Source organism: Microbacterium sp. NPDC055357 (assembly GCF_053644835.1).
Window position 1 is genome coordinate 160,189 of record NZ_JBSHLZ010000001.1, and the last position, 21,104, is coordinate 181,292.

General features: G+C 69.0%; 20 protein-coding genes. 11 read left to right on the forward strand and 9 right to left on the reverse strand.

The window, feature by feature from the left end; genetic code table 11:
* Positions 1–36: 36 nt before the first annotated feature.
* Positions 37–732: an endonuclease/exonuclease/phosphatase family protein gene (locus ACWICD_RS00750; protein ID WP_454138994.1), complete on the forward strand. Its 696-nt coding sequence runs from the start codon at positions 37–39 to the stop codon at positions 730–732.
* Positions 733–742: 10 nt separating this feature from the next.
* Here the strand turns inward: ACWICD_RS00750 and ACWICD_RS00755 are convergent, their stop codons facing one another.
* Positions 743–2,539 carry a DUF4012 domain-containing protein gene (locus tag ACWICD_RS00755; protein WP_454138995.1) on the reverse strand — a complete coding sequence of 599 codons (1,797 nt, stop codon included), beginning with the start codon at positions 2,537–2,539 and terminating at the stop codon, positions 743–745.
* A 173-nt stretch (positions 2,540–2,712) separates the two neighbouring features.
* On the opposite strand from ACWICD_RS00755, the gene ACWICD_RS00760 reads away from it, so the two are divergent.
* The 3 genes from ACWICD_RS00760 to ACWICD_RS00770 are packed head-to-tail and all read left to right on the forward strand — an operon-like array spanning position 2,713 to position 5,991.
* Positions 2,713–3,681 carry a glycosyltransferase family 2 protein gene (locus ACWICD_RS00760; RefSeq protein WP_454138996.1) on the forward strand — a complete coding sequence of 323 codons (969 nt, stop codon included), beginning with the start codon at positions 2,713–2,715 and terminating at the stop codon, positions 3,679–3,681.
* On the forward strand, positions 3,678–4,997 hold the full coding sequence (locus ACWICD_RS00765) for an O-antigen ligase family protein (protein WP_454138997.1): 1,320 nt from the start codon (positions 3,678–3,680) through the stop codon (positions 4,995–4,997). The genes ACWICD_RS00760 and ACWICD_RS00765 overlap by 4 nt, the downstream gene beginning before the upstream one ends.
* Entirely contained in the window at positions 4,978–5,991 is a 1,014-nt protein-coding gene (locus tag ACWICD_RS00770; protein WP_454138998.1) for a glycosyltransferase, read from the forward strand. The genes ACWICD_RS00765 and ACWICD_RS00770 overlap by 20 nt, the downstream gene beginning before the upstream one ends.
* Here the strand turns inward: ACWICD_RS00770 and ACWICD_RS00775 are convergent.
* The 7 genes from ACWICD_RS00775 to ACWICD_RS00805 all read right to left on the reverse strand — a co-directional run bounded on the left by ACWICD_RS00775 (position 5,943) and on the right by ACWICD_RS00805 (position 14,116).
* Positions 5,943–7,103, reverse strand: coding sequence for a polysaccharide pyruvyl transferase family protein (locus ACWICD_RS00775; protein ID WP_454138999.1), 1,161 nt, complete (start codon positions 7,101–7,103; stop codon positions 5,943–5,945). The two genes, ACWICD_RS00770 and ACWICD_RS00775, sit on opposite strands and share 49 nt — an antisense overlap.
* Positions 7,100–7,891 carry a polysaccharide pyruvyl transferase family protein gene (locus ACWICD_RS00780; protein WP_454139000.1) on the reverse strand — a complete coding sequence of 264 codons (792 nt, stop codon included), beginning with the start codon at positions 7,889–7,891 and terminating at the stop codon, positions 7,100–7,102. The genes ACWICD_RS00775 and ACWICD_RS00780 overlap by 4 nt, the downstream gene beginning before the upstream one ends.
* On the reverse strand, positions 7,884–9,362 hold the full coding sequence (locus ACWICD_RS00785) for a lipopolysaccharide biosynthesis protein (RefSeq protein ID WP_454139001.1): 1,479 nt from the start codon (positions 9,360–9,362) through the stop codon (positions 7,884–7,886). The genes ACWICD_RS00780 and ACWICD_RS00785 overlap by 8 nt, the downstream gene beginning before the upstream one ends.
* A gap of 7 nt (positions 9,363–9,369) precedes the next feature.
* On the reverse strand, positions 9,370–10,290 hold the full coding sequence (locus ACWICD_RS00790) for a hypothetical protein (RefSeq protein WP_454139002.1): 921 nt from the start codon (positions 10,288–10,290) through the stop codon (positions 9,370–9,372).
* Between the two features lie 36 nt (positions 10,291–10,326).
* Positions 10,327–11,841 (reverse strand): sugar transferase, encoded by a 1,515-nt coding sequence (locus tag ACWICD_RS00795; RefSeq protein WP_454139003.1) that lies wholly within the window; start codon positions 11,839–11,841, stop codon positions 10,327–10,329.
* A gap of 186 nt (positions 11,842–12,027) precedes the next feature.
* Positions 12,028–13,437 carry a polysaccharide biosynthesis tyrosine autokinase gene (locus ACWICD_RS00800; protein ID WP_454139004.1) on the reverse strand — a complete coding sequence of 470 codons (1,410 nt, stop codon included), beginning with the start codon at positions 13,435–13,437 and terminating at the stop codon, positions 12,028–12,030.
* Between the two features lie 82 nt (positions 13,438–13,519).
* On the reverse strand, positions 13,520–14,116 hold the full coding sequence (locus ACWICD_RS00805; RefSeq protein ID WP_454139005.1) for an arsenate reductase/protein-tyrosine-phosphatase family protein: 597 nt from the start codon (positions 14,114–14,116) through the stop codon (positions 13,520–13,522).
* Positions 14,117–14,150: 34 nt separating this feature from the next.
* Between ACWICD_RS00805 and ACWICD_RS00810 the strand changes: the two genes are divergently transcribed.
* The 6 genes from ACWICD_RS00810 to glmM all read left to right on the forward strand — a co-directional run bounded on the left by ACWICD_RS00810 (position 14,151) and on the right by glmM (position 19,077).
* Positions 14,151–14,933 carry a CPBP family glutamic-type intramembrane protease gene (locus tag ACWICD_RS00810; protein ID WP_454139006.1) on the forward strand — a complete coding sequence of 261 codons (783 nt, stop codon included), beginning with the start codon at positions 14,151–14,153 and terminating at the stop codon, positions 14,931–14,933.
* A gap of 356 nt (positions 14,934–15,289) precedes the next feature.
* Positions 15,290–15,820 (forward strand): hypothetical protein, encoded by a 531-nt coding sequence (locus tag ACWICD_RS00815; protein WP_454139007.1) that lies wholly within the window; start codon positions 15,290–15,292, stop codon positions 15,818–15,820.
* A gap of 95 nt (positions 15,821–15,915) precedes the next feature.
* Entirely contained in the window at positions 15,916–16,548 is a 633-nt protein-coding gene (locus tag ACWICD_RS00820; protein WP_376130350.1) for a CPBP family glutamic-type intramembrane protease, read from the forward strand.
* A gap of 203 nt (positions 16,549–16,751) precedes the next feature.
* Positions 16,752–17,198, forward strand: coding sequence for a 50S ribosomal protein L13 (gene rplM / locus ACWICD_RS00825; RefSeq protein ID WP_376130348.1), 447 nt, complete (start codon positions 16,752–16,754; stop codon positions 17,196–17,198).
* 29 nt (positions 17,199–17,227) lie between these two features.
* Positions 17,228–17,704 (forward strand): 30S ribosomal protein S9, encoded by a 477-nt coding sequence (gene rpsI / locus ACWICD_RS00830; RefSeq protein ID WP_376130345.1) that lies wholly within the window; start codon positions 17,228–17,230, stop codon positions 17,702–17,704.
* A 14-nt stretch (positions 17,705–17,718) separates the two neighbouring features.
* Complete coding sequence (glmM, locus tag ACWICD_RS00835; protein WP_376130343.1) at positions 17,719–19,077, forward strand: phosphoglucosamine mutase; 1,359 nt, start codon at positions 17,719–17,721, stop codon at positions 19,075–19,077.
* A 6-nt stretch (positions 19,078–19,083) separates the two neighbouring features.
* On the opposite strand, the gene ACWICD_RS00840 is transcribed toward glmM, so the two are convergent.
* Positions 19,084–20,028 (reverse strand): Ppx/GppA phosphatase family protein, encoded by a 945-nt coding sequence (locus ACWICD_RS00840; protein WP_376130340.1) that lies wholly within the window; start codon positions 20,026–20,028, stop codon positions 19,084–19,086.
* A gap of 91 nt (positions 20,029–20,119) precedes the next feature.
* Between ACWICD_RS00840 and coaA the strand changes: the two genes are divergently transcribed.
* Complete coding sequence (gene coaA / locus ACWICD_RS00845; RefSeq protein WP_376130337.1) at positions 20,120–21,073, forward strand: type I pantothenate kinase; 954 nt, start codon at positions 20,120–20,122, stop codon at positions 21,071–21,073.
* Positions 21,074–21,104 lie beyond the last annotated feature (31 nt).

A 21,104-nucleotide genomic window follows, 5' to 3' on the forward strand; every position in this document is an offset into this window, starting at 1 on the left:
GTGCTGTTCAGGTGCCGGGCCTAGGGTGGAGCAGTCATGAAGGTGATCTCGTACAACCTGCGCAAGCATCGCGCCGCGAGTGAGCTCGTGCAGCTCGTCGAGCACCACGGCGCCGACGTCCTCTGCCTGCAGGAAGCCGACACGACCGACATCCCCGACGCGATCGGCGGCCTGCGTCTGGCCGACGCGACGTCGCGCAACCGCCTGGGGCTCGCCGTCTACTACCGCGAGAACACCTATCGCGCGATCGAGGTGCGCTCGCTGGCGCTGAAGAAGTCGCTGCACGACCGCGTGCTCAAGCCCGCCGAAGAGCGGATGCTGGGGGTCAGGCTGCATGACATCGACGACGGCCGCGAGATCATCGTGGCCTCGTTCCACGCGGCACCGCTCACGGCGCTCAACTCGTTGCGCCGGCATCAGATCCGCACAGCCCTGACCGAGCTGGGGCAGTTGGGTGCGGGACTTCCCGCACTCATGGTGGGCGACTACAACTACCCGGTGTTCAAGGAGAACCTCGGCCAGCAGGTGCGCGAGCAGGGGTACGAACTGAGCCTGAGCGACTCACGCACCTACACGCGCTATCGCTTCTTCCGCGGCCACTACGATTTCGCGACGTCGATCGGATTCGAGATCGAGCACGTGCGCACACTGCCGCAGGGTCTCAGCGACCATCTGCCCATCCTCGTGACGGCGCGGGTCGCCGAGCAGCAGCGCCGCGTCGACGTCGCGTGACCCAGCGATCCTAACCGCGCGACGTCGAAGTTCCGCAGACGGCGTCGACCGCGTCGGAGACGTGGAGCGTCGGAGTGGACTGGACGGCGAGTGTGTCCGAGGAGCGGCCGTCGGACCGGGCGGTTACCGTGGCGGTCGTCGACTCGCCGGGAGCGAGGTCGACCGTGAAGCTCACGACGCGTCGACCATCGTGCATCCCACCCCCGAAGCCGCCACCCGCAGACAGTTTCGCGCCGACGAGCTCGAAGCCGCGTGGCAGGTACGCGTATACGAGCGTGCGAGCCGTGCCGGGAGCGAGGTCGAGCCCCGCGCCACCGGTGATGTAGATCGGAAGCGATCCGGCATCGGCTGGTGCCGTGTTCGTCAGCATCACGGTCAACCGCGCATCGCCGGAATAGCCGGCCGGCCCTGAGGCGCACGAAGCCCACTCGACACTCGTATCGGCCACGAGGTAGTAGTCCATCTTGGACGCGGTCGCATCGTTGAGGTAGACGCCGAAGCGCGCTGCATCGCGGGCGGTCGGTGGAAGACCGCCCGCGAGTGTGGTCTCGGCGATGAGCGCCTGCTCGGCTTCGTGCGCGCTCCACAGTAGGATCCGCCGCTCGGCTGCACCACGGGCGAGCGCCTCCACGAGGGCGCGCGGTTCGGCGGCGCCCCCCGCGACGGCGGCGAAGACGGCCGCCGCGGCATCCGCGAAGTACTCGTCTTGAGCGGAGGGCGACGGGAAGCGCAGATAGACGTCGTTGAGCAGGAAGCTCACGGCGTTTTCGGCATCGAGGATGTCGCCGGAGGCCAGCACGACCGGTCCCGTCGCCTCAAGGAGGTAGGACAGGGCGACCGGATCGACAGACACGACTCCGTCGACGGCGTGCCCGTGCTGCCGCTGCCACATCTCCCGAGCGAGCGCGGCGGATACCCCGAAATCGGGCACCTGGGTGACGTTCTGCATCCACCGCCCTGGTCGGTCGCCGAAGAGCGCGGCGACCTCGGCGTCGAGCGGGAGGACGGGCTCGTCGTACCGGGGGAAGCTGCCTGCGGAGTCCTGAGCGGAGAGTTCGAGAGCGCCGTCCTGCGTGTGCACGAGGGCCATCGCGCCGGGGATCCCGCCAAGCGAGCGCCATTCGGCATTGTTCTGGAACAGCACGAGATAGTCGCGGGGTCCGTCGGCTCCGAGCATCGCGGGCAACAGCGTCGTGGTGCGCGAGATCGCGCCGGCCAGGGCGGATGCTTCGTCGAGAAGGCCGCCGACGTCATCGATGGCCTCGCGGAGCGGGGCCAGGAGACCGGTTCGGTCGAGCTCCCGGACCGAGGCCGCGGCGCGCGTCATCCTCTCCGACGCCGCCGTCGATGCGCGCTGCACCTGGACGAATCCCTCGATGTCTATCCGGCCCTCCACGGGACGGATCGTGTCGAGCGAGAACGCGGCGGCGACATCGACGAGTGGCGCGAGTGCGGTGGAGGCCGTCTCGTCGACGGCGCGCGATACAGCCGACACGGCGGTCAACTGCGGGCCCACCCAGGGGAGACCTTCCGCGAGGGTCCAGACCGGGTCGCTCGTGAGTGAACGGGCCTGTCGCGTCTGGTTCGACAGGTCGGCGATGAGCGAGGCGGCGGCGTCGGGATCGGCGAGGTCTGCCCGTGCGTGCTGCGCGATGTCCTGCGCCGTGCGCAGGTGCGCGTACGCGGTCGCTCCTCGAACGGCCACCCACGCGGCGGCGAGTAGTGCGAGGACAAGGATCGCGCCGAGCGTGACAGCGAAGATGATCCCGACTTTGCGCATGAGTGGGGTCGTCGCGGAGTCGCTCACCCGCACAGCCTATGCGCAGGGCGGCCGACACGGCTTGCCGTCGTCGGCGGCCGACGCCTCCGGTAGAGTCGTCCGGAAGCCACTTCGCTCGTGACCGGCTGGGGTCGCGTGATCGGTATGTACGCCAGATCATGCGACCGGACACAAGGGATGCAGTCATGGAAAGGTGAGCGGTGACTTCCCTGCCCTCCGTGTCGGTCGTCATTCCGACGACCGGTCGCCGCGAACTCGCGCGAGCCGTTCAGAGCGCACGTCGACAGGACGGCGATCATGCCGTCGAGATCGTCGTCGTCAACGACAGTCCGGACGTGGACGACACCGACGGAGTGGACGCCGACATCATCGTCTGGACGGGCGGACGGCGCGGCGGCGGTCATGCCCGTAATCGCGGAGTGCAGTCGGCGTCAGGACGCTTCGTGGCGTTCCTGGACGACGATGATGAGTGGACGCCGAACAAGCTGGACGACCAGCTCGCTCTCGCCCGGAAGGCACCCGACGACCGACGGGTCGTCGTGGGTGGTAGGCACGTCCACGTGGCTCCGGATGCATCGACGACCTCCGCACCCGGTCCCGTCGAACTCATCGCCGCGCAGCAGGGCGTCGCCGAGTACCTGTTCCGACGCCGCAGGCCCTCGATCGGTCGAGCGTCGATGTACACTTCGACGCTGCTGTGCCATCGTGCGCTCGCCGAGCAGGTGCCCTGGCGGGAGGACCTCCGCCGGCACCAGGACTGGGATTGGCTCGTGCGGCTCGGTGATGTCGACGGCATCTGCTTCGTGCAAGCGCCGACGGTCGTCACGCGCATCCAGACCGGATCCAGTAGCTCGATCTCGGCCAGCGCGGACTGGGAGACCTCGCTCGCCTGGGCGGAGCAGGCCCTCGATGACGACGCCGTCTTCGTCGACTTCGTCAGCGGACAGACGCTGCGGTACGCGCTGAACGCGCGATCCTCCGTCGGTGTGCGCCGCATCCTTCGGAGCATTCTCGATCGCCGGCGGCTCCCCGCCTGGGGGCCCGTCGTGCTCGGGCTCGCCGGGTTCATGCCGCGTCACCGCCTCGAGCGACTCATGACCCGTCGGACGGCGGGTGCGGGCCCGATGGACCGGGCCGACGACGGGTCGGGCGCGAAGGCCGCCTCGTGACCGGACTGGCCCTCACCGGGGCCGCGGTTCTCGCGTTCTTCATCATCTGGCAGCGGAAGGGAGCCGGGACAGCCGCCTTCCTCGCTGTCCTCTTCGCGTGCGCGTCACCGACGATCGATCTGCTCACGTTCGGCCAGTCCCTGGTCCCGACGGCGACGGCGCCCGCTGTCGTCTCGGTCGCGACCTTCCACCTGGCCCTTGTGGCCGGTCTGCTCGCGCTGCCGCTCCAGACGATCCGCAGCACGCCCCCGTGGTTCGTGCTTTTCATCATCACCCTCATCGTGCTGGTCTCGGTGCGCGACCTGTGGTCGTCTCACGTGGCCAGCGGTGTGCTGCAGTGGTGGAGCAGCGTCCTGGCATGGGGTGTCGGCGGTGCGGTCGCCCTCTCGGCACGCGGGGAGGGCAAGCCGACGGAGCGCGTCATAGCCCTCGGAGGAGCGATCATCGTCGGCTGGCACGGTGCTGCCGTCCTGCTGCAGCTCGCCGGTCTGCGCTCGGTCAGCGCCATCGAGGTCGGTGCGCTCGAGGTGACGCGTGCCAGCGGGGTCGCCGGGCACTCGGGGAATCTCGGCAAGATCATGTTCGTCGTGATCATGCTGCTGCTTCCGGTCACCCGCTCCGCCGACCGTGTCGCCCGCCGGTGGGCCTTCGCGGCGATCGCCGCCGGGGCGCTGCTCACCGGGCTCAGCTTCAGTCGTGCGAACACCGTCGCCGTCGCCATCCTGATCGGACTGTGGCTGATCCTGGGGCCGGGGATCGGATTGGCCAAGCGCCTGCTCATTCCCGCCGTGGCGCTTCTCGTCGCGTTCCCGATCATCGATCTGCTCGTTCTGCGCAACGAGTACGACCCTGACGGCGGATCCAGGCCCCAGCTGCTGGCCACTGCGCTGCGACAGATCGGCGAGACGCTGTGGTTCGGCGTCGGGCCCAACAGCTATCTCGAAGTGGTGGGCAGGTACGACCCGCTCGCCGCGGGGGGGCTGCCCGTGCACTCCGCGTTCCTCCTCGCACTCGCGGAGCTTGGTCTGCTGTGCATCGTTCTCCTGCTGATCCCGATCATCGGGGCGATCGCCGTCTCGGCGAGGTCCGCGGCTGTGGGCGCGCCGGCGGTGCGCGGGTACGGCGTGGTCCTGATCGGGGCGATCCCCGGGATCGTCGTGATCGCCGGAACAGGCTGGGGGATGCTGCGTGAGCAGTACCTGATACTGCTCTTCTTCGCGGTCGGCTATCTGATCGGCGCGCAGCGGGCGGTCGTCCCGCCAGCGCAGGAGCCTCGCACGAGTAGACAGGAGAACAATGTCGTCCAGTACTCGTGATCGCACGCTCCGGGTGCTCGAGGTCGTGAAGGCACCCGACGGCTCCACTCGCTACATAGATCAGGTCGTGACCTTCGCAGACCCCACCGTGGAGTTCTCCTTCATCTCGCTGCGGAACATGCTGTTCGGTCGGTACGACGTCGCCCACTTCCACTGGCCGGAGATGGTCGTACGCAGCAGACGGACCATCGTCGAGAGGCTCAAGTGCTTCGCCTTCGACACCTGGGTGAGGGTGCTCGGACGCCGGGGGACCGCGATCGTCCGGACGATGCACAACGAGCGTCCGCATGAGGACGAGAGCGCAGCCGTCATGCGCTCGCTGCACCGTCTCGACGCCGCGACCGACCTCTACGTCGTGATCAACACGACCGGGAGCAGGCCGGCCGGCGCCCACTACATCCCGCACGGTCACTATCGGGACCGGTTCGCCCCCCACCGTCGTCAGAACGTCGTGCCCGGCCGGCTGATCTATGCCGGGCTCATCCGCCCGTACAAGGGGGTGGACGTGCTCCTGCGCGCTTTCGCCGAATGCCCGGGGGATGACCTCCACCTCCGGGTCGTCGGGAAGCCGACGGCGGCACTGCGGGACGTCGTCGAGACAGCTGAGGCATCCTCGCGGGGACGGATCTCCGCGCGACTGGAGTTCGTGCCGGACGAGGACTTCGTGGCGGAGGTCAGCGCAGCCGAGCTCGTCTGCCTCCCGTATCGGGACCTCCACAATTCCGGCATCCTGCTCGTTGCGCTGTCGCTGGATCGACCCGTGCTCGTGCCGGCCACGCCGTCGACGCGCGCCCTCGCCGACGAAGTCGGGCCGGGGTGGGTGATGACTTTCGAGGGCGAGCTCGACGGCGCGGCGATCAGGCGGGCGCTGGTCGGAGCGCGGGCCGCGGAGCGCGCGGAGCGCCCGCACATGCAGGACCGCGACTGGGAGAACGTGGGGCGGCTCTACTCCGAGGCGTTCCGTGCCGCCCGGCGCCGTGCGCGGGAGCGCTGAGGAGCACCCAGGTCCGTGAGCGACGCGGGATGCTGCTCGCTTCGCAGCGACCCGAGCCTCTCGGTGAGACCGGCCAGTTGCATGCGGGCACCGCCGATCGCCTCGGCGAGGCCGGAGGCTCGTCGGTCGGTGAGCTCCACGGGGACCCGGGGCAGGTCGACGCCCCCGCGGCCTTCATGCTCGCCCGCATAGTCGATCCCGACCACGCCGAGGTGACGGCCGATCTTCCCCGAAGAGGATTCGACCCACCCGAGCGGCACAGCGCCCTCGGTCGCACCCACGACGACGCCGTGCAGACGATCGCCGATGACTACGCGGCAGGTGCGGTAGAGAGCACGCAGCTGGTCCTCGTGCTGCGCGTGCGACGACTCAGGTGGCCACGCGAAGACCTCGCCCCCGAGTGCCGCCGCCAGCCGGCGGGCGTGGAGTTCGTCCTGTCGCACCTGGACCACGGCGATCGGCTGGAGCCCATGGTCTCCGCAGAAGCCCTTCGCCCACGTGATCCAGGCGGCGGACGGCTCCGCTCGGTCTCCGCGCAGGACGAAAGCGCAGCGGGTTCGGTCGGTGCTCGGCCAGTGCGGAGTCGGGGTCCCCGTGGCGAACGCCCAGTCGGGGCCGACCTGCCGCGGCCCGCCCGTCGACCGCGAGACGTCGTCGCGCCACTGAAGATAGTCCAGATAGCGCGCCGCCCACCGAACCGGCGCACCCAGGATCCGATGAGGAGTCGGCGGCACCGAGACACCGATCCAGACGGTCGAGCCGCCACGGATGCGCACGAGCACCGAGGCGAGGAGCAGCACGATGAGCAGGGCGACGCGACTGGCGTGGACGCGGAACTCCCCGGCGTTCAGCACCAGGATCGTCCGTCGACGCAGCGCGGAGGCGAGGAGACCGCCATACCAGCGCGGGAAGCTGGCGAAACAGACTTCGGAGCCGTCGAGGCCCAGGCCGGACAGGAAGTCGCGTTCGCTGCGGTTCACCCACAGGCGGGTCGGACCGATGCGACGCAGGGCCGCGATGTACGGGCGTCGCAGGAGCGAATCGCCGAGATTCGTGCGTTCGCCCGTGATCCAGGCGAAGACGGCGGGAGCGGGGGACGCAGCATCGGTCATCTCTTGGACCGCCAGAGGTCGCGCGGAAAGGCATCCATGAGCGGGGCGGGGCTCCAGCCGGTGATCGGCGGTGCGGGGGCGGTCTGCAGCCCCTGCTCCCAGTCCGGCGCCGGCGCAGGGGCGCGTCGACCCGTCCCTTCGTAATGGTCCTCGTATTTGAAGGGCTTCTCGCGCGTGGAGGTGACGAGCACAGCCGGCACCCCATACGCCTCAGCGATCACGACAGCATGCAGAGAGCTGGCGACCACGAGCTCGGCCGAGGCGAGCAGGCGGACGCGCTCGAGAACGTCGCCGCGCGGATCGATCGCGTGCGAAGGCCAATGCCGGATGTCGTTGTAGTTCGGCATCAGGACGACTCCGGTCGTCCGGCGCCGGATCCCGAGCTCGTCGTCGGTCCACAGATGGGGGATGAGCAGTGCCGGGTCGCCGAAGACCTCGGGCACGTCGTTGCCGAACGTCCGCAGCACGCGGGCGGTCAGCGGCCCGCGGACGGCGCGGACGTCCAGGCGCGGGAAGACGGCGCCGTCAACGGTCTTGCCGTTGATGCCCGCCCCCCAGACGACATCGCCTTCCAAGCCCAGCCGCATGATCGAGCCCACCGCGAGGAGCCGCGGCGAGCGCGACAGGGCACGTCCGAGACCCAGCCGACCGACCATGCGCCGCACGATCCACGGCCCGAGCAGATCACCGAAGTTGCCGAAGCCACGTCGGGCGGGGATCCATCTGGTGACCGGGCCGCGTCCGAGCCGTCGCCAGCGCCGGGGGTTCCAATGCACGATGTCAGGCACGCGCGTCTCCTCGTCTTTTGCGTATCGATGTGATCTGAGTGCGAAAGGCCCGCCGATTCTCGCGACTGGCCAGTATCAGGCCGAGGGCGATGCTCACGGCGAATCCGACGGTGCCCAGGGGTAGGGCGAAGACCCAGAAGGACCCGTCCATGCCGGCCCAGGCGGTCGTCTGGAGGACGCCGATGCCGGCGACTGCGGGGGCGACCGCGATGACCGACGTCGATACCTGCCCGACATATCGCCACACCGCCAGGCCGATGTGTCGCCGCAGCGTCCACAGTCGCACCGGCCAGGTGAGGATGCGACCCAGGCGCGAGAAGGCGATCCCGACAACGCCGAACGGGGCGAGTGCGAACACGAGTGCGATCGAGATGACGTTCTGCACGAGCGCCAGCCAGAAGGCCGCGTCGGCGTGACCGGTCCCTACCAAGGCGGACCGGTCGAACATCGCGACGGCGGCGAAGGCCCACCCGCCCGCCATGATCCAGATCAGGGGGATCGCCGCATCCCACCCGCTGCCGAAGAGGAACGGCACGATCTGCGTCGCCAGGACCGCGACGATGGCGAAGACGGGAAAGCTCACGGTCGCCGTCGCGAAGGTGAGCTGCCGGAAGATGCGGTTCACCCGGCCGAGGTCGTCCTGGGTGCGCGAGAAGGTGGTCAGTGACACTCGTGTGATGACGGAGCTCACGAGCTCCTGGATCATGACGCCGAGGCGCTGCGCGAGCGAGTAGATGCCGAGCTCGGTGGTGGAGAAGAGGGCACCCACGACGAGCTTGTCGACCTGGGACTGCATCACATCGAGGAACTCGATGCCGAGCAGGCTGATCCCTGTGCGCCACAGGGATCGCAGGGACCGGACCGAGAACTCCCAGCGCGGGCGCCACGTCGTCGAGGTCCACAGGACGACGACCGCGATCGCCGCCTCGGCGACCGCTTGCGCGACCAGGGCCCAGACGCCGAAGCCGCAGATCGCCAGCGGAAGCGCGATCACCGCCCCGCCGAGGGTTGCGATCATCGTGCGCAGCGACAGCGTCTTGAACGCGAACTCGCGGGACAGCAGAGCCGCCGGCACCCGGGACAGAGCCGACAACGGAAGGATCGCGCCGAGCACGATGAGCACGGCATGCAGGTCGGGTTGATCGAACGCGCGGGCGAGGAGGGGGGCGATGAGCACGAGGAGCCCGTACATCGCGACGGCGAGGAGGGCAGAGGTCCAGAAGGCTGTCGATGCGTCCTCGGGATCGAGAGCGCGCTTCTGAATGAGGGCCTTGGAGAAACCCGAGTTGACGAGCACCTGAAGGATCGCGAGGATCGCCGTGGCGAGCGCGACGAGACCGAAGTCGGCGGGAGTCAGCAGCCGCGCGAGGATCGCGAAGAGCAGGAGCGACAGCCCCTTGGTCGACCACTGCTCGATGAGCACCCAGCCAGCGGATCCGGCGAAGCGCCTCCCCAGACTGTCCGCGCTCACTCCCTGACTACTTCCACGCGAGATCCTCGGGCATGCGTGCCACTCCCACCGAAAGGTCGTTGATCCCGTAGGCCAACGTGAGCTGGTCCCCCTCGATGCCGAGTCCCGAGAAGTAGGTGGCCGAGAACAGGCCGGGGTTGTGCCGTGTGCGCTGCGGCAGCATCGCACGCCACGAATGGATGAGGCCGCGCCGGCTGAGTCGCGCCAGACGACCCGAGACGACATCCACTTCGGCGAGTCGACCGAAGTAGATCTTCCGCGGCAGTCCCGGCAGCGGCCGCTGCTGGTTGGCGGCGACGAGGACCGTCGTCGCGGAGCGTGCGAACGGCTGTGAGCCGATGTGCAGACGGGGGAACCGTCCCGCGGGGGCTTGTCTCGAGCCCGCGGCGAAGGTCAACGGTCCCGATGACCCCGGTTCGCCCGCCACGTGGCGGAGGATGATCGTCGGCGCGAGAGAGTACAGGGCGCCGAGCGATCCGTCGGGGAGCTCGACGAAGCCCCAGTTCTTCTCCACCATCCGGCGGTCGGCATACAGGCAGCGCTGCGGTGGGCCGACGTGCGGGGTCAGTCTCTGCAGCAAGATGTCGTTCGTCCCGGAGTGCACGTTGCCGGTGTTGTAGGTCGCGTACAGCTCTCCGAAGAGGATGACGAGCTTCGGGTCGGCGGTCTTCGCGATCCCGTGCTCCGCGGCGAGATCGGTGAGGTCGATCAGCGCTCGCTCGCCGTCGTCCCCGTACTCGGCGACATAGGCGCGGAATGGGCGCTCACCCGGGGTCGCTTCGGCGCGGAAGGCGACATAGGTCGACCCGCCATGCTGCGCCGTGCTGGCGTTGAAGACGTTCGAGAGCCCGTGCCGCCGGGTCGTCTCTGCGATCGCCGTCACCTGGGGGAGGAGGGTGAATCGATCGATGGTCAGGATGTCCAACATTGCTCTCCGAGTGGGGATGGGGAAGGGCAGGGTGACTCAGTGGGCCCTGTCGCCGGGCGCGATCACCTCTTTGACCGTCCGCAGGAGGATGGCGAGGTCGCCCAGGAACGACCAGTTCTCGACGTAGTACAGGTCGAGGCGGACGGCTTCCTCCCAAGAGAGCGCGGAGCGGCCGTTGACCTGCCACAGTCCCGTCATCCCGGGCCGTGCGAGCAGTCGCCGACGCGCACTGGGGCTGTAGAGGGCGACCTCGGCCGCGATCTGCGGTCGGGGGCCGACGATGCTCATCGACCCGCCGAGGACGTTGAAGAGCTGAGGGAGCTCGTCGAGGGAGTGCTTGCGGATGAACCTGCCCACCGCGGTGATGCGGGGGTCGTCGGTGACTTTGAAGAGCGGCCGGTCGCTCGTGCCCTGACGAGCGAGCAGGCGTGCGAGCTCGCGGTCGGCGTCCTTTCGCATCGACCGGAACTTCAGCATGTCGAAGGACTGGCCCTGCATCCCGACACGGCGGTGGCGATAGAGCACTCCGCCTGCGCTCGTCGCCGCGACGGCGACGGCGACGGCGACGAGCAGGGGCGACAGCACGACGATGAGACCGAGGCTCGCGCAGACGTCGAACGTGCGCTTCGTCACCCGCTGTCCCCGAGTGAAGCGCGGTGTCTCCACGTGGATGAGCGGCAGCCCCGCGACGGGACGGGTGTGGATGCGGGGACCGGCGATGTCGAGGATGTTCGGTGCCAGCACCAGATGCTGCCGGCCGCTCTCCAACCGCCAGGAGATCTGCTTGACCTTCTCTGCGGGGAGATCGTCGGTGCTGGTGACCGCGACCGTGTCGGCACCGGTCTTCGTGAGTACCTCGAAGAGGTCGTCGACGTCGCCCAGCCGAGGGATCGAGGTGCCTTCGACGGTGCCGCCTCGTCGTGTGGAAGCGGTGCACGCGCCGACCACGCGATAACCGGCGCCGGGCGACCGCTCGAATTCCCGGCCGACCTGCGCGACGGTCCCCTCGGAACCGACCAGCACGACGCGGGCCGAATATCGGCCCGTCACGCGATGGGCGACGAGCCATTTGCGCCACAGCCAGCGCTCGAGCGTGAGCACGACGATACCCAGGGGAAGGCTGATCAGCAGGAAGCCGCGGGCCACGTCGATCCGCAGCAGGAAGGCCAGGATCGCCACGAGACCGAACAGCCGCAGGCTGGCGTCGGCTACGCGCACGTACTCGGTGCTTCCCACGCCCATCACTCGTGGACTGCGGGTGTCAGCGAGCGCGAGCGCCAGCATCCATGCTCCGACGAGCACCGCTGAGAACGCCCAGTAGGTGACGTCGTTCAACCCGGCGACCTCGCGCGGGGCGAAGCCGAACCACAGGATCTGAGTGCCGTAGACGACCCATGCGAGCACCAGGAGATCGCTCAGGGCGAGCCGGCGGGCGTAGCTGCGTCGCCATCCGGTCCGCCTTGCAGCACGTGCCTGTCGGGGCGCCCGACTCGAGGTGCTCGTCGACACCGTTCGGGGATGAGTGCTGTCCACGTCTGATGCGCCCTTCATGGTCCGGTGGAAAGCACCGAATCGGTGTGGCGAAACGTGTCATGGATGCCGGGCGCTATTCCACGGTGTGTTTCGCGGAATACACGTTATCAGGCCGAATGGTGGCCAGGGTGCGCGCCAATTCCCGCGCGCGCATCCTGATGAATTCGAGATGAATTCATCGCAGGCCGCAGTGAAGAGTGAAAGTCAGCGAGTTCGTCGAGCGAGGCGGGAACGGCTCCGACGCGTTGTCGGCTCGACCTCTTCGCCGTACCCGTATCCGTACCCGTAGGTGTAATACGAATCCGGTCCGCGAGTGGGGACCATCGTCATGACGATGCCGGCGATCTTCGCGCGCACCGTCGTCAGTGCCTCGAGGGCGCTCGTCAACTGGCGCCGGTTGGTCTTGCCTGTGGCGACGATGACGATGGCGCCGCTCGTGTTGCGGGCAAGGACCGCGGCGTCGGTGACGGGCAGCAGAGGCGGCGCGTCGCACAGTACGACGTCGAACTCGCGCTCGAGCACCGCCAGGAGGTCCTGCATCCGCGTCGATCCGAGCAGCTCGCTCGGGTTGGGTGGGATCTTTCCGCTCGGAAGCACGTAGAGACTGCGCCGACCCCACTGCTGCATGACGTCCGTGAGTTCTGCGCGCCCGATGAGAACGTCGGTGAGGCCTGCCCCCCCCTCGACACCCAGGTACTCGGCGACCTTCGGCTTGCGCAGGTCCGCATCCAGCAGCGCAACTCGCCTGCCCGCGTCCGCCAGGGCGATCGCGAGGTTGATGGTCGTCGTCGATTTGCCTTCGCTGGGCAGGCTCGAGGTCACGACGAACGATGCGCGCTCGCCCATGTCGATGAACTGGAGATTGGTTCGCAGTACGCGGAACGACTCGGCGCGCGGGCTCTGCGGGTCGGCGTGCACGATGAGCGGGCGGTCCTTGGCCTTCGGGTCGAAGGCGATCGCGCCCAGGACGGGTCGATCCGTAAGTTGATCGATGTCCCGGGGCGTTCGGATACGCGTGTCCAGGAGGGTTCGCAGGAGCGCGACGGCGAGGCCGACTGCGAGTCCGACCAGGCCCCCGACGGCGAGGTTCTGGCTCAGATTGGGGCTTGACGGGCTGGCAGGCGGAAGGGCGTCGCGCACCCGTGTGAGCCGGACGGGGCTCGTCTCGGAATCGCTCAGCTTTTCGATCGACTCGACCGCGTCGGTGAGGCTCGAAGCCAGAGCGTTGGCGATGTCGGCGGCGAGGACGGGATCGGCGTCGGTGACGCTGATCGAGATGAGCGTCGTGTTGGTCGTGGCCGTCGTGACCACCTTGCTCGCCAGCTGTGCGGCGGTGATCCCGAGATCTAGCTCGGCGATGACGGGGTTGGCCACGATGGGGGTCGAGACGAGGCTGGCGTAGGTCGCGACCCTGGCCTGTGTGAAGTTCGTGCCCTGTTGCAGCTCGCCGATGGTCCCGGCCGATTGGCTCGAGACGAACACCGTGCTCTGCGCCTGGTACTGCGGAGTGCGCGTGAGCGAATATCCGGCCGCGACGACCACGCCGAGGAGCGCGGCGACGACGATGATCATCCAGTTCTTGCGAAGGATGCGGATGTAGTCGGTGAGCTCCATGAGGCCTTTCGATGTCGCGCGGTCCGCGGCCCATCCTGACACAGCCTCACCACGATCGTCCCACGCAGCAGGCGCGCGCCGATCAGGCGGACAGGCTCGCCCGGATCGCCGCGGCGACGCTCCGCACGGCCGGTTCCAGCTCGGCGGCCGACCGCTCGTAGACCTGCCAGCTACGGCGGTACGGATCGACGACATCGTCGTCGGCAGGGTCCGTCGGCGGTGGCGCAACACCTCGCATCGTCGAGACGAGCAGCCCGAGCGCGCGCACCCGGTCGGACGGTGCGTCCCCTGCAGATCCCCGCGCTTCGCGGATGTCGGCGGGCGACATCGCCGCCGCGAGACGTGCGAACTCGCGGATCGTGAAGGTCGACCGGACACGCGAGGGAGCCAGTTCGGCGACCGTCCTGCGGTGGGCTCGCGTCATGGTGACGATGAGGTCGGGCGAACGCAGAAGATCTTCGGTGAGAGTGCGCGCGCGGTGAGTCCCCGCCTCGGAATCGTGCACCCCCAGCTGAACCGCCATCCGTCGTGCCTCGGGGGTCATGGGGGATGCGTGGAGGCCGCTCGTGCCCGCGCTCGAGACGTTCGCACCGAGGTCTCGCAGGTCGCTGCGCAGCAGCTGCTCGGCGAGCGGTGACCGGCAGACATTGCCCGTGCAGACAGTGAGGATCTCGAACATCGGGCTCTCCCGAGGCCGGACTAACGTGGATGGGGTGGCTGACCACTCTAGCGATCTGGCCGTGTCCGTCTCCGCGGTGACGGCCGACGACCCGCGTCCACGCATCCGTGCCGCCGCGCGCACCGACTGGCGCCTCGGCGGCCGTACCGTGAAGCGCTGGAGAGAGCCGCTGCTCGCCGTCGCATTCGGGGTTCTCGCCGTGGCGTTGCTCACGGCGGCGATCCTCCAGTGGCTCAGGCCCGAGTCCGAAGTCCTCGCGACGGCGATCATCCTGATCGCGATGGCGGGTGTCTGCGTCTGGGCCTTCGTTCGCTCGCGCCCTGCAGGGCTGCTGCGCTTCCGATCCGTCGATCTGGTCTACGGGTTGGGGGCCGCTCTGCTGCTGCGCCTGGTCCAGGGGTGGATCGATGTCGGACTGACGGGCTACGCGTCGTTTCCGACGCATCCGGTGATGGGGGAGCGGCCCCGAGTCGAAGCATGGATGCTCGGTGGCCTCGACGTGCTGGTCGAGCCGGTCGTCGAGGAGTTCTTCTTCCGAGGCGTGATCCTCGTGGCGGTCTTCACGCTCCTGCGCCGACGATTCGGCCCCGTTGCGGCCGCCGCCGCGGCACTGCTCGTAAGCGCGGCATCGGTCGCTCTCGTGCATCTCGTGGTGCCGACGACTGAGCCGGGGGGGCCCTGGGCCGTGGCAGCTCTCGGGATCGTGTGCGGGCTCTCCGTGCTTCTCACCGGCCGGATCTGGGCCGCAGTGCTGGCTCATGTCGGCTTCGGTGCCCTCGGGACGGTGCTGACGTTCGTCGGCTCGGCATGGGGCTGACCCGCCAGACGATATCCGCACAGCGAATGTCCCCTTTTCGGTGGACATATCCGTTTCGCGCGCCGAAAATGCTGTCCTCCGAAAAGGGGACGGGTGGGGCCGACTTTGTCCCCCGAACGGTGGACGTTTGGAAGCACTATGTCCCCCGAACGGCGGACATTAGCGCGTTCTAATGTTGCCGAATCCGTCCTCCTAATGGCTGACAAGTGTTGGGGAAGGCGTCGATACCGTTTGCGCAATAGCGAATGTCCCGCCGTGCTCGTTTTCCGTACGATCGGGAGAACGGAGAGCTGATGACCTGGGGCTGCCGCCCTCCCTCTGAAACGACCGAACTCGATCTGCTGAGGACTGGACCCATGCTGAAGAAGACTCTCGCCGTTGTCGGCCTCGCCGGCGCGCTCATGATCGGCTCCGCTTCGGCGGCATTCGCCGACAACTACCCGCCCGCAGCGAACGTCACCGTCGCCGCCCCCACCATCACCCCCGGCGGCTCGACCGTCATCACCGCGACGGGCCTCGGTGACCGCACATCGGTCACGTTCAGCGTCTCGGGCAGCCCGGGCGCCACCCTCACCTCGCTCGTCGTCGCGGCGGGAACGCCGTACGCGAGCGTCGACAAGCCCGTCGTCGACGGCACGGCATCGGCGACCTTCTCGGCCTCCGCGCCGGGCAACTTCGTCGTCACGGTCAGCGACGGCGCAACGATCCTCGGCACGACCTCGATCACGGTCGCCGATCCCGCCGGGGCCGGCGGCAGCGGATCAGAACTTCCTCCGACCGGTGGCGCCGTTCCCGCGACGGTCATCTGGGCCGGCGTCGGGGCGATCGGCCTCGGCGGCATCGCCGTTGCCGCGGTGGCTGCACGCCGCCGCACGCAGAGCCGCTGAGCGAACAGCTCGCAGCGCTGACCCCGAGGGCACCCTCGGGGTCAGCGTCGTTCTATCGCACGCCGGTCACGGCGCTCGTCATCGCCGCGGTCGGCGTGGCGGCCACGGCCATCGTCATGCTGTTGCCCTACGCGGCTTCGCTGCCCGGATGGTGGGGTCAGCTCGTGCAGCTGGCCGTCGTCTCGGCTCCAGCGCTCGCGGCGGTGGCGCTGGCGATCGGATGCTGCGCATCGGGCGGCTTCGTCCGGCGCGTCTTCGCCTGGCGCTGGAGCGACCTCGGTCTCGGTGTCGCCGTGGCGCTCCTGCTGCGAGGGGTGCAGGAAGTCCTCGCGCCCACGACCGGGTCTCTCCTCGTCGGTTTCGAGGCGCCCTCGCCCCTCACTCTCGGCGTGGTCATCGCCGGCGCCGTCGTGGTCACCCCTGTCGTGGAGGAGCTGTTCTTCCGGGGGCTGCTCCTGGCGGCGCTGGTCGACGCGTTCGGGGGAGTACGTCGGCTGCTGAGCGCCGGCGGCGCCGTCGCCGTCTCGGCCGCCGTCTTCGCCTGGCTCCACATCGTTCCTCTCGGGACTCTCGGGTCGCCCGGCGGTGCGCTGTGGCCGGCGATGCTCGCCCCGCTCCTGCTCGGCATCGCGTGCGGGGTGGTCTTCGTCCTCACCCGCCGCCTCGCCGCGGGCATCGTCACGCACGTGGTGTTCAATGCATCCGGGATGCTGCTCCTTCTTCTATAGGGCTTCTATAGGGGCCGCAGCTTCAGCTGCTGGTTTGGGCGTGGCATCCGCATGCCGTAGACTGATCCCTTGGTGTCGGCTCAGCTGACCCGGCACCGCGAACGTGAGCCCTCCACTGGCGTGTTCAGCGGCCATCGGCCGAGGAACCACCCCGGAGCGGGATTCACGAACATCTCCGTTCGAATCCAGAAAGCAGCACTATTGTGACGCGCACATACTCCCCCAAGGCTGGCGATGCCCAGCGCGAGTGGCTTGTCATCGACGCCACCGACGTCGTTCTCGGCCGCCTCGCCTCCCACGCCGCTGCGCTCCTGCGCGGCAAGCACAAGGCCACCTTCGCCAACCACATGGACATGGGCGACTTCGTGATCATCATCAACGCCGACAAGGTGGCGCTGACGGGTCAGAAGCTCCAGAAGAAGAAGGCCTACCGCCACTCGGGCTACCCGGGCGGTCTCCGGTCGGTCACCTACGAAGAGCTGCTCTCGAAGAACCCCGAGCGCGCCGTCGAGAAGGCTGTCCGGGGCATGCTGCCGAAGAACAGCCTCGGCGCGCAGCAGCTCTCCAAGCTCAAGGTCTACCGCGGCGCTGAGCACCCCCACGGTGCCCAGCAGCCCAAGACCTTCACCCTCGACCAGGTCGCCCAGTAAGCGCCGCTTCCAGATTTAAGGACATACTCGTGGCGAACATCGAAGAGACCACCAGCAACTACTCCACCGAGACCCCTGTCGACGAGACCGTCGTCGCCGCCGAGCGCCCCGTGCTCTCGGTGTCGGGTGCAGCCGTCGGCCGCCGCAAGCAGGCCATCGCCCGCGTGCGCGTCGTCCCCGGCTCGGGCACGATCACCGTCAACGGCCGCGCGCTCGAGGAGTACTTCCCGAACAAGCTGCACCAGCAGCTGATCACCGACCCGTTCACGGTCCTCAACCTCACCGGCGCATACGACGTCATCGCCCGCATCTCGGGCGGCGGCGACTCGGGACAGGCCGGCGCACTGCGCCTGGGCATCGCCCGTGCGCTCAACGAGATCGACGTCGAGAACAACCGCCCGGTGCTCAAGAAGGCCGGCTTCCTCTCGCGCGACGCCCGCGTCATCGAGCGCAAGAAGGCCGGTCTCAAGAAGGCCCGCAAGGCGCCTCAGTACTCGAAGCGCTGATCGGCACCGCTCCGATGCCGCTGTTCGGCACGGACGGTGTGCGGGGACTGGCCAACGGCCCGATCCTCACCGCCGACCTCGCTCTCACCCTGGCCCAGGCGACCGCCGTCGTCCTGGGCCAGGGCCGCACCGCAGAAGCGCGTCGTGCCGCCGGCAAGCGGCTCACGGCCGTCGTCGCGCGTGACCCCCGCGTCTCGGGGCACTTCCTCTCGGCCGCCGTCGAAGCGGGTCTCGCCTCGTCCGGCGTCGACGTGCTCGACGCCGGCGTCCTGCCGACTCCCGCCGCGGCGTTCCTCGTCGCCGATCGCGACGCCGACTTCGGCGTCATGATCTCGGCGTCGCACAATGACGCCCCCGACAACGGCATCAAGATCTTCGCGCGCGGCGGCGTCAAGCTGCCCGACGTCGTCGAAGCGCGCATCGAAGCGGCCATGCAGGGCACGAAGCTGCAGCCCACGGGCGCCCAGGTCGGACGCATCAGCCGGTTCTCGGACGCCGAGGACCGCTACGTCATGCACCTGCTCGGCTCGCTCCCGCACCGCTTGGACGGGCTCCATGTCGTGCTGGACTGCGCGCATGGCGCGGCATCCGGTGTGTCCCCGGAGACGTTCCGCGACTCGGGCGCGCGCGTCACGGTCATCGGCGCCGATCCCGACGGGCTCAACATCAACGACGGCGTGGGCTCGACCCACCTCGATCAGCTGGCCGAGGCCGTCCTCGCGCACGGCGCCGACGTCGGCATCGCGCACGACGGCGACGCCGACCGCTGCCTCGCCGTGGATGCCGACGGGCGCGTCGTCGACGGCGACCAGATCATGGCGATCCTCGCCGTCGCGATGAAGCAGCGCGGTCGACTCAAAGACGACACGCTCGTGGCGACCGTCATGAGCAACCTCGGGCTGCATCGCGCGATGGCCGATCACGACATCACCGTCGAGCAGACGGCGGTCGGCGACCGCTACGTGCTCGAGCGCATGAACGAACGGGGCTACTCGCTCGGCGGCGAGCAGTCCGGACACGTCATCATGAGCGACTTCGCCACGACGGGCGACGGTCTGCTCACGGGCCTGCACCTCGTGGCCGAGATGGCGCGTCAGGGCAAGCCGCTGTCGGAGCTGGCATCGATCATGACGGTCTATCCGCAGGTGCTCGTCAACGTCAAGGGCGTCGACCGCACGCGCGTGGGCGACCCGGGGGTGGCCGACGCCGTCGCCGCCGCCGAGGCCGAGCTGGGCGACTCAGGACGCGTGCTGCTGCGCGCGTCGGGAACCGAGCCTCTCGTGCGCGTCATGGTCGAGGCATCCGAAGCCGCCGTCGCACAGCAGATCGCCGACCGCCTCGCCGAGGTCGTGCGGGAGCGTCTCGCGCTCTGAGCCGGATCAGAGCCCGGGCGGGGTCCACGACAGCGACTCGATGTAGCGCAGCAGCACGCCTTCGCGCAGCGCCCACGGCGAGACCTCGAGCGCGTCGACGTCGAGCATCTTCATCGCCGTGTGCAGCACGACGGCGGCCGCGACGATCTGGAACGTGCGGTCCGGTGTGATGCCGGGCAGCTCGTGACGCACGGAGGCCGGGATCTTCGCGAGCCGCGGGATCCACGATCCGAGGGCGTCGCGGGGGAGCAGCAACCGCTCGTTCCCCGGCCAGGCGGGCATCGGCGTGCCGACGAGCTTGGCGAGTGAGCGGATCGCCTTGGACGAGCCGACGATGTGATCCGGTGTGGGCATCGTGCTGAGCGCCGTCGTCGCCGGTCGGAGCACCTCGCGCGCGTGTGCGCGCAGCCGCTCGACGGCCTCGTCGCCGGGCGGATCGTCGGGGAAGAACTCGACCGTCATGCGTCCGGCACCCAGGGGGACGGATGCTGCTGCCTCGGGCAGCTCGTCGGCTCCCGCCGCCAGTTCGAGCGAACCGCCGCCGATGTCGAACAGCAGGATCTGCCCCGCCGACCATCCGAACCAGCGCCGCACGGCGAGGAACGTGAACCGCGCCTCGGTCTCGCCGCCGAGCACCTGCAGGTCCTGCCCGAGCGCGTCCTCGATGCGCGCGATGACGGCTTTTCCGTTCGTGGCATCCCGCACGGCGCTCGTGGCGGTGGCGAGCAGCTCGACGACGTTCTCGCCGGCGGCGATCTCACGCGCCTGCGCGACGGCGGCGACGAGCGCCTCGACGCCTTCGTCGCTGATCGATCCGTCCGGTTCGAGGTAGCGCATGAGCCGCAGGATGGTTCGCTGGCTCGTCGTCGCGAGCGGCCGACCACCGGGGATGACATCGGCGACGAGCAGATGGACGGTGTTCGAGCCGATGTCGAGGACTCCGAGGCGCACCCGTTCAGGGTAGTGCGGCTGCCGGTCGAGCGCAGGCCGGCGGCGCGTCGCGTGGTGACGCGAGCGCGACGGCAGGCGCTAGCATGGCGCGATGCAAGCCGAGGATGCCGTGGCGACGACGCTCGCCGACTCGCTCTACCGCGAAATCGGGCGCGCCGAATGGTCGCGTCTGGCCGCGGGCGTCGAGCAGCCGCTGTCTGAGACCGAAGTCGTGCAGATCCGCGGTCTCGGAGACCGGCTCGATCTGACCGAGGTGCGCGAGGTGTACCTGCCGCTCAGCCGGCTGCTCTCGCTCTACGCCTCGGCGACGAAGCGCCTCGGGGCGGACACGAGCGACTTCCTCGGTGAACCCGACGTCACGACGCCGTTCGTCGTCGCGGTCGCCGGCTCGGTCGCGGTCGGGAAATCGACGATCGCCCGGCTGCTGCGCGAGCTCATGAGCCGGTGGCCGGGAACCCCGCGCGTCGAGCTCGTCACGACCGACGGCTTCCTCTATCCGAACGAGGAGCTCGAGCGCCGCGGGCTGATGCAGCGCAAGGGGTTTCCCGAGTCGTACGACCGGCGCGCGCTCGTCGAGTTCCTCACCGACGTCAAGAGCGGAGCCCCCGAAGCGCGCGCGCCGTTCTATTCGCACCTGCGCTACGACATCGTGCCCGATGCGCACGTCACCGTGCGCCGGCCCGATGTCGTCATCGTCGAGGGGCTCAACGTGCTGCAGCCGCCGCCGGCGCCCAACGATGTCGCCGTGAGCGATCTGTTCGACTTCTCGATCTACGTCGACGCCGCCTCGGAGCACATCACGGAGTGGTTCCTCAACCGCTTCCTCGCCCTCAAGCGCGGCGCATTCGCCAACCCGAGCTCGTACTTCAACAACTTCGCGCACCTCAGCGACGTCGAGGCCGTCGATTTCGCGCGGGGCGTGTGGGGGTCGATCAACCTGCCGAACCTCGAGGAGAACGTCCTGCCGACCAAGCACCGGGCGACCCTCGTGCTGCAGAAGGCCGCCGACCACGCCGTCGAGCGCGTGCTGCTGCGCAAACTGTGACGCGGCCTCTCTCAGCAGGTTCGCACCCGCG